At 41.7% G+C, this 12,965-nt stretch carries 8 protein-coding genes; all 8 read right to left on the reverse strand.

All coding sequences use genetic code 11. From position 1 onward, the window contains the following. Nucleotides 1-70 precede the first annotated feature (70 nt). Entirely contained in the window at nt 71-2,680 is a 2,610-nt protein-coding gene (locus tag ONB37_07215) for an Ig-like domain-containing protein (GenBank protein ID MDZ7399933.1), read from the reverse strand. A gap of 840 nt (nt 2,681-3,520) precedes the next feature. Continuing rightward, nucleotides 3,521-4,609 carry a sigma-54 dependent transcriptional regulator gene (locus ONB37_07220; GenBank protein ID MDZ7399934.1) on the reverse strand — a complete coding sequence of 363 codons (1,089 nt, stop codon included), beginning with the start codon at nt 4,607-4,609 and terminating at the stop codon, nt 3,521-3,523. Nucleotides 4,610-5,044: 435 nt separating this feature from the next. Further along, on the reverse strand, nt 5,045-5,920 hold the full coding sequence (locus tag ONB37_07225; protein MDZ7399935.1) for an energy-coupling factor ABC transporter ATP-binding protein: 876 nt from the start codon (nt 5,918-5,920) through the stop codon (nt 5,045-5,047). Then, nucleotides 5,917-7,182 (reverse strand): dNTP triphosphohydrolase, encoded by a 1,266-nt coding sequence (dgt, locus tag ONB37_07230; protein MDZ7399936.1) that lies wholly within the window; start codon nt 7,180-7,182, stop codon nt 5,917-5,919. Before dgt ends, ONB37_07225 begins: the two co-directional genes overlap by 4 nt. Before the next feature lie 204 nt (nt 7,183-7,386). Further along, on the reverse strand, nt 7,387-9,246 hold the full coding sequence (locus ONB37_07235; protein ID MDZ7399937.1) for a redoxin domain-containing protein: 1,860 nt from the start codon (nt 9,244-9,246) through the stop codon (nt 7,387-7,389). 24 nt (nt 9,247-9,270) lie between these two features. Next, a complete protein-coding gene (hisJ, locus tag ONB37_07240) occupies nt 9,271-10,074 on the reverse strand; it encodes a histidinol-phosphatase HisJ (GenBank protein MDZ7399938.1) in 804 nt (267 codons plus the stop codon). Nucleotides 10,075-10,084: 10 nt separating this feature from the next. After that, a complete protein-coding gene (locus ONB37_07245; GenBank protein ID MDZ7399939.1) occupies nt 10,085-10,954 on the reverse strand; it encodes a DUF2520 domain-containing protein in 870 nt (289 codons plus the stop codon). 513 nt (nt 10,955-11,467) lie between these two features. Further along, nucleotides 11,468-12,916, reverse strand: coding sequence for a response regulator (locus ONB37_07250; GenBank protein ID MDZ7399940.1), 1,449 nt, complete (start codon nt 12,914-12,916; stop codon nt 11,468-11,470). Nucleotides 12,917-12,965: the final 49 nt, after the last annotated feature.

Genomic DNA, 12,965 nt, shown 5'->3' on the forward strand with positions numbered 1-12,965 from the left:
GACTATAATTTGGCATAAAGAATCTCCGCAGAAATGAATTTATCTGAAGCGAACAAGTTTCAAACAGACGCTATTTGATCAAGATCATTTTTCTCACATGGTGATAAACAATCGAAGTTCGCCTGTGATCCTGAGCGCCTTGGATCTGCTTAATTGTTAACCGTGAAAAATAGGTCCCAGTCGGCACTGGTTCCCCGTTTTCATGTTTGCCGTCCCAGCGAAAAATGTAATGACCTGCGGATTTATGACCTTGGGCCAGAATTTTAATTGTCTGTCCCAATAAGTTATAGATCGCTAATTCAACATCTCCCTCTTGTGGGAGCTGAATGCGAATTTCCGTTCCAGCATTAAATGGGTTCGGGTAATTTTGATATAATAAAAACATATTTGCTGGACCCAATGATAAGGGATCCTCCATATTCTCTGGGTTCCCTGGGCGTTGGGCATTTTTGTTTTCGATGAGTAAAACATACATACTCTCTGCGCCTTGTGCTCCTGGCGCAAGATTGCCTCCAACCGTTATGATCCCTGGTTCACATTCCCGTTCCCACAAATCCAACTTGCTCGCATATTCTGAAACGCCGATATATTTACCGATGCGATAAAAATCATTCACCAGCCAATCTGGATAATTCACCGCCCGACTATCGTAAGCAACATAAATTTTTGCAGCTTCTCTTAATTGGAATGAAAGAAAATTGTTTTCCATGTTGCTCCTGTCATCGTTGGCGGTTTTGATCCACAAATAGCCTTTCATAGCTTCGGGGATACTCGTGATCGTATAATTCCGATCCACATAGTATCGATCACCAACGTCCAAATAGGCAAATTCGTAATTCTCCTTGCTCAATCCAATCACGATCGCTCCATCTTGCACTTCGAATTTGTATTGAATGGTGGTATTCGGAGCGATTCGATTGCGATTTGGTGACCCATCTCGAATTTCATTGATTGTCATTGTATAATTGATATTTGGCTGATGCTCTGAAGTCGTCAAATGTACAACCTTTAAATTGTTATCTAATACGGCGCTAAGCACCTTAACGGCGCCACTTATCAGATAATTTCCTGCATGTTCCGCTGATTGGCGATCGAGCGTTTCATTAAATGTGAGTTTAAGATATGTTGAATAAACCACTGTAATATTTTCTAATCGCGGCGCTTCCCGGTCTTGATAGACGTACAAATATTGAATCTGTGCATTATCGGCGATAACATTCGCATTAGGCGAGAGATCCTTGATATTTTTGGCTCTGAGTGTATAAGTCTCACCAGTTTGATGAGCTGAGGTCGTTAAATGGACGATTCGCTTATTCGTGTCCAGTTTCGCCTCAACAACAATGATCCCCTTATCGATCTGGAAATTATTCTTATTTTCGGCTGTTTCTCTTGCAACCATCTCAGAGAAAGTGACATCCACGTGATATTCGTCCACTGCCACTGCATTGACGATGGTCGGTGGGATATGATCGTCTGGGTAATAATCATAGCGATAGCTACTATTTGGATTAATGACATTTGCTGGGGAAGCCAGATCTCTAATGTTGCTCACTCTTATTTCGTAGCTTAAGTTTGCCGCATGAACAGTTGTTGACAAATGAACCGTGGTCTGGTTGATATCGAGAATAGCGACCAGAACCTTTACTCCATGATTGATCTGATAATTAGTTACCGTTTCGGCAGATGTTTGTTCAATTTTTTCAGAAAATACCACGTCAACCAAGCTCTCATTTCGTATGGTCACGGAGTAGATTTCCGGAGGAGTAGTGTCTTTCACGATAAATTGATAGCTAATGGAGCTATTAGGTTTAATATAATTGGGTTTTGTAGCCAAATCGCAGATGTTATTGATCATCAAAGTATAATTAACATTTGGCTGGTGGTTGCTGGTTGTGAGGTGAACTGTCTTCCCGTTTTGATCCAGTTTCGCCTGCAGAATTGAAACGCCATTATTGATGCTATAATTGCTGATATTTTCAGCCGTTGCTTTATTAATTGGCTCACTAAAGGTTACATCGACGTGATTGGCATCTAAAATTTGAATCCCAGTGATGGTTGGGGGGTCTAAATCCTCTGGAACCATTTGATAGCTTGCTGTGCTATTGGTCTGAATCTCATTTCCAGCCAGGTCCTTCACGTGATTCACTGTTATAATATAAGAGCCAGACTGATGCGGCGAAGTAGTAATTCGGACTGAAGATTGATTGACGTTTAATGTCACTGAGATGATGGATACCCCACCGCTGATTTGATAATTTGAAATCATTTCGGCAGATGATTTTTCCACCGGCTCAGTGTAGACGAGTTCTAACTCTGTGGAACTTTTCAGGCTTGCTGAGGCAATCTCTGGTGGGGTGTTGTCGCTGATCGGAACAGTGTAGCTTACTTCGACCGAAAAATCGCTTTCATTATATGCAGTATCATAGGCGGTCACGGCAAAGAAGTATTTAGCGCCTTCAGCGAGATTTTGTATGGTATAATTGGTCAGCTTGCCAACATCCTTCACATTACTATAATTTCTGGATGACGTTCCCCAATAGACCTTATAGCCCAAAAGATCGGGCTCAGAATTGGGATCCCAGCTAACGATAACACCTCCTGCTAAAGCTCCAGATGTAAAGCTGAGGGAAATAATGAATGTTGCAATTAACCTTATGCGAGCGAAGTGGCAATTTTTCATGATGACCATCTCTATTTTTGTTGTTTAGTACCATATTAAATCCCTCACATAAAGTTAATTAATCATCTTGCTCATCTATTCTGTTTTAAATTGCAATGATCATACCAGGAATGTTGCGAACGTAACTTGAGTAGAACTTGATATCTACCAGCGGCTAAGAATTCTGCTTTATATTACAAATCTAAGATAGCGAGTTCAGAATTGAAAAAGCCCATTAATTTCTTTATCGATTTTTGTAAAATTCATCCTATTTGCTATATCATTGTCAAGCTATCTGCCAGATGACCAGGCTCCTTTATCTAAAAGATTACAATCAAAATTGAAATGATTGGACATTCTTTAATTTGACGCCATAGGCCAGGTGCCAGCCAAGCTCCACCTTTTAACATGCTCAGTCGTGATAAAAAAGAGCTCTATTTATAGGAATGACCAACATTTATTCAATATTTGTTTTTTTGCGCAGAACCAATAGTTGTTCCGGATTTGTGTAAAATACAGGAATTTGTCACTCCATGCGAAGCGAAGCTTTTTGTCCCTCGATTTGGAAATGAAGTTTTCGCACTTCACCATCCGCCAAATGATGGATGGATTCAATTAAATTGATTTCATGATATGAATTTTACAGGCGCCGATGATCTCTCTGGATTTCCAGGTCATTCTGGGCTTTGAAAGGTTATGAATTATCAGAAAAGCTTGGACAATTATGGAAAAAACCAATTATTTGATTACAATGAAAATTCTAGAGAAAGAGATTAATCGCCCCAAACGAATTCAATTTGTACAAAAAAGCCCTCCAATTGAACAAGAGGGCTACAAAAAAGGCCAGTTTCAGGTGAAAGATCAGACGTTTTTCTTCCAACTCGGATGGGTAATGTTATGATATTTAACTTTGTAATTGAGCGATCGTGGCGAAATGCCTAATAGCTTTGCCGCATCCTTTTGAACCCATCGGCTGATTTCCAGCGCTTGCAAAATCGCTTCACGCTCCAGCTCTTCTAATTTCAAAGTGTTAAATCCCCAATTTTCCCCAACATTCTTTCTTCGATCCCGACCGCCGGCTGCGAAATAATCTTTACCTGTCAGAGCAAGGTCATCAGCAGTGATCATCTGTCCTTCGTCAACAACCAAGACTGCGCGCTCCACCAGATTCTTCAGCTCTCTGATATTTCCTGGCCAGTGATGGTTTTTCAACAACCGCATTGTATCTTCGGTAAAGCCACGAGTGTGTTTTCGAATTTCGCAGGAGAATTTCCGTCTGAAAAATTCGGCAATCAGCGGAATATCTTCGCGGCGCTCGCGCAGTGGTGGTACATTAATTGTGACAACATTTAAACGATAATACAAATCGTCTCTAAATTTGCCTTGTTCGATCTCCTTTAGCAATTCTTTGTTAGTTGCTGTGATGACGCGTACATCCACACTAATGGTTTTGTTCCCTCCAACCCGAGTAAACTCCTGATCCTGTAGAACGCGCAAAATTTTAGCTTGAGTGGAGAGGGTCATATCTCCAATCTCATCCAGAAAAAGGGTCCCCCCATGAGCTTGTTCGAATTTTCCTATACGAGTTTGATAAGCACCAGTGAAGGCGCCTCGCTCATGCCCGAATAATTCGCTTTCTAAGAGATTTTCAGGCAATGCAGCACAATTAACTTTCACAAATGCCTTATCAGAACGAAGACTGATGAATTGAATCAGACTGGCAATTAATTCTTTCCCGGTACCAGTTTCTCCTTGAATTAATATAGTTGCGTTGCTCTTGGCAACTTTTTTGATCAGCTTAAGGATATCCTTGATTTGAGGACTCCGGCTGACCAGTGGATAATAATAATCAAATCCGAAATTTTTCCCCCAACTCCGTGCTAATTCTTCTGGTGCCTCTAAATTTGTCTCGTCCCAATTGAAATCCAGTTCTTCCGCTAAGCTATTCATGCTGGCTCCACCAACTTCAAGTATTTTTTATTAGCGTTTACCAATTAAAATGACAACCCCAACCAAGTTTAGGCTGTGAAATCCAAAGCTGTCGTGCAATAAAACTTCGTTGGGGTTGTTTGTTTCGATGCTTACCCAAAGATGCCTAACCAAAAATTTTATCGGTGTTGCTAAAAAAATACTTTGTCTTATTTGCGAACTCGATATTCAAAAGCACAAATATTGTGCCAAATGCAGGAAACGGTTTTTCTAAATCAGTTATCTTGATGATTTATCATATAATAATTTAATTGCAAATTATATTGCTCATTATTTCAATGGCTTATATATAGCACTTTTGATGGCAAAATAATAGAACAATTATCGACGATAGCATTAAGATGGATAGACAATAAAAACTGGTTGGACATTATTTGATCACTCTGTGAACTGAAATCACTCACCTGATGAATTAAAGCTCTTCACTTCGGGAAGCATATTTTTAAATATATTCTGAAAGGCTTGAAATGAAAAATTTCCATCCATCTGACGAGACTGCCGATTTTGCAAATAATGGAAAAGCTTAATAATTCGCGGCAGCTCCAATTGAGCTTGATCTAATAGCTTTCTATCGTCAAAAATATGCTTCGTATCGCCATCAAAAATGATCTGGCCCTGGTTCAAGATAATAAGACGATGCGCGAACTGAAAAACCAGATCCAAGTGATGACTGATTAATACGATCGTTTTGCCATTGGAGTGAATTTGCTCTAGCAATTGTAAGAGAGTCCGCGCTCCCAGTGGGTCCAGACCCGCTGTTGGTTCGTCTAATACTAACATTTCTGGGTTCATAGCCAAGACGCCCGCAATGGCTACGCGGCGTTTTTCTCCCTGGCTTAATTGATGAGGGGAACGCATTTGAATCTGTTCAGCTGCAAGCCCGACCTGGTTGAGCGATTCTATAACACGCCGATACACCTCGTCTGCCGAGAGACGTTGCATCAGAGGGGCAAAAGCAACATCCAGATATACGGTTCGCTCGAACAGTTGGTTCTCTGGAAATTGAAATACTAAGCCGATTCGGCGACGTAATTCGGCGATTGGATAGTCCTTGGCCCAAATGTCGTGATCATCAACATAGATGTGCCCAGAACTAGGCCGAAGCAATCCAGTAAAATGCTGCAACAACGTTGTTTTGCCGGACCCTGAAGGACCCACAATGGCAATAAATTCGCCATCAAAAATATTTAGATTGATGTCCTTCAAAACGTCGATTTGATTCGACAATAGCGAATTATAGTGAAACCAAACATGGTCAAAGCTGATCTTCATGCGTTGGATCTTTGGTGACTTTGGTGCTTTTCAAATTCAAGAATCGCAAAACGGTCCGTCATGCTGGCCACATGATCGGCGATGATTCTTAGTGACATATTGCTTTGGATTCCCATGGTCGGAACCCAGCGAGGCGTTTGCATTGCCTCAGTATTGCTCACCTTTTTAAAAATATAGTTAGAAAGCCGACTGGGATCTTCTGAATATATTTTAACGAGCGTTCGGAGAATGTTCTTATTGGTATGATTGATATCGTGCCCCTTGCCTTTAAAAATGATCTCTTTATAAATGAACTCATTTAACTGTGCCTGAAGACGATCGACATGCTGGCTAAACCGTACAAGTTCCTCGTCAAAGGGATGATATCGTTTTTTTCTTGAATAAAACGAATTGATATTCTCAAGCGTTGTTTGAATGATATCATCTATCAAAAAATTGATCAAATTGTTTATCAGCTTGTTTCGATAGGTATAGCGATCAGTAAAAAATAGTTTTCCAAATTCGAACTTTTGTTCAACTCGCTGAATGATATCCAATTCGATGACTTGTTCAAGTTCCACCAAGCCAGCACGGACGCCGTCTTCCAGATCATGTGTTCGCTGCGCAATTTCATCGCAAATCGCGACTACTTGGCCTTCTAATGTCGATGCCATATCTTGTTCAAAATGAAGCCCATCATAATAAAACTCTGGGTAGGAATAATGATCGCGAAGCAATCGCGTGTGCTTTAAAATTCCTTCTCGGACCGGAGCTGTTAAATTTAATCCCTCGAATTCGTACTTTTTCTCAAGCAGATCGACCACGCGCAGGCTCTGATAGTTGTGCTTAAACCCACCGATATTCTCTCCTTTTAAGAGCCCGTTGAGATTATCGCGGCCTGAAAGGATGTCATTGAGAACGACCTCGCCAATGTGACCAAATGGGGTATGCCCAAGATCGTGGCCTAAAGCAATCGCCTCAGTTAGCTCTTCATTTAAGCCCAGGGCTTTTGCAAGGGTTCGAGCGAGCTGGGAAACTTCAAGCGTATGAGTAATCCTGGTACGATAATGATCGCCCTCGCTAATGAGAAAGACCTGTTGTTTATGCTTTAACCGTCGGAACGAGCGAGAATGGACAATACGATCTCGGTCACGTTGAAAAGCAGTACGATAGGGATGCTCTTTCTCCTGATACCGCCGAGTGCGATGGGCATTCTCCGATTTTGTAGCATAGGGTGCCAACGTCTTGTGTTCCAGGCGTTCGTAAAATTTTCTATCTCTCAAAATAAATTGCATGGGCAATAAATGGTTTCCATGACAAATCGGATAAAATAAAATAATTTTTTGTCATTTCAAGTTATTTCGATATCCTGATTTTTACTCAATTTCCAATTAAGAATGATCCCCGAACTTGCCAGAATGACATTATCTTGGTCAATTTATAATTTTTGCAATGAACGAGATGTCCACTTTACCGATACAAATTTGCTAAGAGATCGTCAGCGCTTCGGATAATAAGACGCGAATCTCATCATCTATTTGTTTGCCTATCGAATCAGAATAACCGATATGGGTATATCGAATTTTGCCAGATGGATCGATGATAAGATGAGTTGGGACCCCTATTACCTGATATTGTCGCTTGATCTCAATCGCGTTGGGAAATAGCACAAACCGAAACGGATTTTGGGTAATGAAGCGCTCGATCGCCGCTTGAGATTCCACTGAGAAAGCCCAAAAAATAACCCGATCGATGTTGCGATGCTTTTCCACGAGATCGTTTAATTGTGGGATCTCTTTTTGGCAGGCCGCACTCCAGCTATCCCAAAAGGTGACAATGATAATCTTGCCGCGGTGATCGGACAATCGATGTTGCCGACCCATGATATCCATTGCAACGAAATCAGGAGCCGCTTTTGCAGATGCTTTCTGTTCGTTGATGATCGCCTCTGCCAAAAACGCATCGAACCCAGAGATCCCCCCATGAGTCGTTCGATAGATTTGTTTTAAATTTTGAATTGCCTCGTCCTGATTTGCATCTATTGAAACCGATTTGACATATGCCTGCTGAGCGCTATCTAATATGCCGAGCTTCAAGAACAAGTTTCCAATCTGGGTCCATTCAAAGGCCGGGAATGGAGTACCAAGTCCCAAAGCTTGTCGACGATACTGGATCGCGGCCCGATGATTTCCTTGATTGGTTTCCAAGTTAGCCAACGTTGAAAGAATCTGGCATTGATTCATGATCAATTGATTTGCCCGTTCTTCTGGCGTTTCCCAAACATGGGAGAGCAAATAATTTTCAGGCGTGTTCAATTGCTTTGCGCGCTGGATGGCTTCGCGCGCTTGATCATAGCTTCCGTTCCGTATGAGAAGATTGGCAAGATTCAGCCAGATTGGTATTTCATCTGGTACCAGTTCGACATATTTTGAAAAGTAGTAGATCGCTTGATCTACCATCTGAAGATTTTGAAAAAATAAGCCCAATTGATAATAGGCTGGCCTGAGGGACTCGGGATCTTTTGCCCGCTGCACAAAGCGAATTAAGCCTTCAATCAATTGCGGCGGCGATTGCTCAAAGGTTAGCAAGATCATGCCGTAGTCAATGGCGTCTTTATGAGGAACGTTCTCCCGCATAGCTAACACTTTTTGACCAAATTCGATTGCCTTTTGGGGTTCGTTCAACAGTTTCCAATTGCATTCGAACGCCAAAGAAAGAAGTTCGGGAGAAGAAGAATGATCTTGGAGCAAACTATCCAATTGCGATTTTATCGCTGCAATTTCTGACTGGGGTTGTGAAGAATTCTTAAGCCGCAGGCTCCATAGGTCGAACCAGCATTGATAGTTATCTGGATATTGCGACAATTCAGTCTGAAATGATCGGCGGGCGTCTTCAAGGTGAGAGGCTAAGCTTAGCGGCCGTTTTTGGCTTAATATCCTTCCAAGTCGATAATAGGAATTTCTCGGGACTTTATTGCTGTTGTCACGTAAAATAATAGTCCAGCCATACCCATCATTATCCTCGACTCGATCCAAAGAATCCTCGAATTTCAGGCGCAGCAGCAAAGTGCCTGGCTCGCAATTGATTGTGGCTTGCCAGCTTTTTCCGCGCGATTTCATTGGAAGCCGAAAGCATCTTGCGTCGTGATCGGAAAGGCACTGGTATATCATGAAAATCTGGTTTTCTTTATTATCGGCACTGATCAATCTTTGCGGGGTGAAGGTGATTGTCACGCTCTCTCCAGCTTTGGGCTGGTCTGGTTGCCAGGAGACATAATCCTTGCTAGGCTCTGAACAGCAGAGCATCAGCATTATTATAAAAAGCAGTATAACGGAATGTCGCACCATCAAATTTCCTCCCTCAATTTCTTATTATATTTTGTGCGGTATTCTCCGATGGTTTTCAAAGAAATAAATGTATTCAAAGCCAATTTGTTTCAATAGCGCTTTGGTTTCTTGAAAGTAACTGCCGACATCGCCAGGTTGATGCGCATCAGAGCCGAGCGTCACAGGGATATCTAAGGCGCGAACCTTCTGAAGCAGGTTGAAATTCGGAAACGGTTCTTCGACATTTTTAGTCCGAAACCCAGAGGTGTTCACTTCGAGACAAAGATCATAATCCTTGATTTGCTCTAATATATGCCCTGCGCGTTCTATCGTTTCGTCAGGCAGGTCCCCCCAAAACCTCCTCGGCAGATCGAAATGGCCGATAATGTCGAACCAGCCGGTCTTAATCGCCTTTTCGAGATGGTCGAAATAGGCATGAAATAAGCGCGTCGTATCTTCATGAGAGAATTCACTCAGATATGCCAGTTGATCTTTTGCATCGCTTTGGAGATAATGAACACTGCCGATGACATAATCAAATTTGTTTTCTGTAACTAACTTCTCTAAAAAGTCGGTAGCACTTTCAATATAATCCAGCTCAATGCCGGTTCTTATGATAATCTGAGGGAATTGCTGGCGCAGATCATGGATAATCTCAAGGTAATTGCTCATCTCATCTGTCAACATGCGATAAGGATTATTAAAGTGAGCTGGCAACGGATTATGGTCCGCGAAACCCATTTCACATAGGCCGAGGGTGATGGCCTGTTTGACATAAGCCTTCATCGCACCATTGGCGTGATTGCAAAGCGAGGTGTGGATATGGTAGTCCGCCAATTGCTTATTCATATTCTAATCCTTAATCAACCAAAAGTTTCTTTAGTTGTTGATATTTTTCCGGAGGAATTCTCTCAGAGACTGATTTCAATTCCAGCAAAATTTGTCCATGTAATTTATAGAAAAGCACAAAGTGAGGCAATTTTGTCTCCAGCATTTTCAGATGATTTTCAATGGTATGAACATCGCCGCGCGATATTGGGCCAGAGAGCGCCGCTTCAATACCTTGGGAGGTCAGATTTCCCAAGGTCGTCTCCATCAGCGGCCTCAGCAGTTTTAAAATTTGATGTTCTGGTAAACTCATCTGAGCGAGAAGCTTTACCGCTGGGATAAGCATTGCTACCAAATAATTGGAGGCAATCGTACAAGCAATATGGTAGATTACTTTATTTTCCTTCGGTACGATCAACCAGTCAGACTGAATTGTTTCGACAAGTTCAATTGCCTTTTGAACCGCTTCAATATCTCCCTCTAAACCAAAAAAAATATTTGAGAGTTTTTGCCAATCATCTGCTTTTCCAGCAAAACTCTGGATCGGATGAAGGCTCGCACAGTGTACCCCAAGCTGACGTAATGGCGTTAACGCATCACTTGTGAGCGCCCCAGAGCAGTGGAATGCATATCGCGGCAAAAACTCCTTACCGTCCGATCGAGCAAGTAGCGCGGCAATCGGAGCGATCTCGTCATCTGGAACACAAAGAAAAACCATATTCGCAGCAACAGGTAAGGGAAGCTTACTTCCAAAAGTTTCGGCCTTTACAGCCTGAGCAATAGACGCTGCGATCGATAATTTCGAGTCTATCACGGCTTTTATCTGATAGTTCCAGTGGTGCAAAGCATGGGCCAGAGCTGAACCGAGGCGTCCAAGACCTATTATTGTTATCGTATCCATGACCAGTTACATCGGTGACTTTCAAAGTTTTCCCTTGGATCATGCTCATTCTTTTACATAGCTTGCTGGGGATTCATAGCTTCTGTTTCATCAATTTGAATTTAAATGAGCAAAATTATGATTAAATCTTACTATTCGATAGATCAGCTTCTCTCATCAACAAGAAACTATAAACCGAAAGCAAAAGATTGTAAGAATCACTCATGATCCCCTCATTCGATCAAAGCAGCAAACAAACCTTTGTTCAGTTTATCGATTAGATTTGGTTCAACCAGCTTTATGAAAATCAATGTAGCAAATTTATCGACAAAATCAAAGTAAAATCTCGTTCATAAATGAGGTGATCAATGGGGAAAGAAAACCAAAATGTTTGAATCGTCGAATTGCAGAATTTCTCATATTGAATGCTGCAAATCAGATGGGTCGAAGTTGCAATTGGGAGAGATGAATTTCATGAGGAATATTAATGAAAAATATTAATGGGTGGTCATCCGCGCCAGATGCTGAAAGATTTCAGATCAACGCTGGTGTCGTCACTTTTTCTAAGCCGATCTCCAGCATTGCAAACAATTCGTCCACTGTCAGACCATCCTGAGGGTAGCTTGCCAATCGGATATCCAACTGAAAACTGCTCCGAAACCGATCAAGCCGCTGGTGGATTTTTTCCGCGATAATTTTTGCAAGCTTGATATGTGTATTGGGCAACATGACCAAATAGCGAAGCTGGGCATCGTTGTAGCTGAGAATATCCTGGGATCTCAGATGCTGAATAATGATATAAAGGATGCCTTTGAATATTTTGAAAACCATCTCCTGTTTCATACGTTGCGTCAGTTGGTTCAAGTTTTGAACCCCAATGGCCATGATGGTCATATCGCAATGCTCGATTTCGGAATACCGAATCTCTTTGGTCACTCGTTCTAAAAAACTATTTGGTTGCACATAGCGAACATTAGTCTCCTTTAGCACCTGTTGGATGACTTGATTGCTTCCAATATAGAGATGTCCAGTGCCAATGCTGGGGCGACTGATGCTAGTTTTCGGTAATGGTTCGGTGATCACTTTAGGTTGGCTGACGATTTTGGGCTCACTCGACGACGGTACAGCTCCATTTTGAGCAAATTGATATCGGTAAATCTTCTGCTTAACAATTTTTTCGGGACCGAACTTCTCATCACAGTTGATGCAATGGCAGCGAATTTGGGGGGCTTTCAAAGCCATACCACAATCATTGCACAAAAATGAACGCGGCGCTTGGTCATCGGATTTTTTCTGCTCGACATTGATGGAACCGCATAGGGGACAGATATAGGTCAATGAAATGTTGTAATGGTAACAAAGCGGACAGAGATCGATAATATCAACCAGGCTGCGCTCCAGTAATTTTCGATCCGCCCAATCCTCAAGCAGATCGCGCTCCTTCCCATAAATCGGGATATCGGACACTAAACGAATATCCTGATAAACATAGCCGTACAGGCTTTTTTTATCCAATTGAGGCTCGATCCACTCCTTTTTTCGGGCGCTGAGAATTTCTTTCAATTGATGGAAAAGCAAATCTTCGTTGAACGGCTGAGCTTTCTTCGCGCTCAAATGCTGAAGATAATTTTTCATTTTCAACAACAATTCCTCTTTGCGAAATGGCTTATAGATATAATCCAAAACTCCCTCTCGTAGAAGCTGGATTTTACTATTGATGTTTTGATGCGAAGTCAGCACTACAACCGGGATCGTGGAACAAAAATGATCATGTTTCATCTGTTTGAAAATCTGAAAGCCGTTTTGATTGGGAATCAAAAGGTCCAATAAAACGATGTCCGGCCGGCTTTGTTTTAATTTTTGACAGATGTCGGTGGCGTTCGATTCAGTGATCACTTGATAATTCTCTTTTTCAAATAAAATTTTGAGCAATTTCAAAAAGGTGACATCGTCATCAATAATGAAAATTTTTTTCTTTAGCATTTCTGTCGCCCATCAGCAATTTTCAAAAGTGCATGAATGATATTATAGT

This window comes from candidate division KSB1 bacterium, from assembly GCA_034506395.1.
GTDB lineage: Bacteria > Zhuqueibacterota > Zhuqueibacteria > Thermofontimicrobiales > Thermofontimicrobiaceae > Thermofontimicrobium.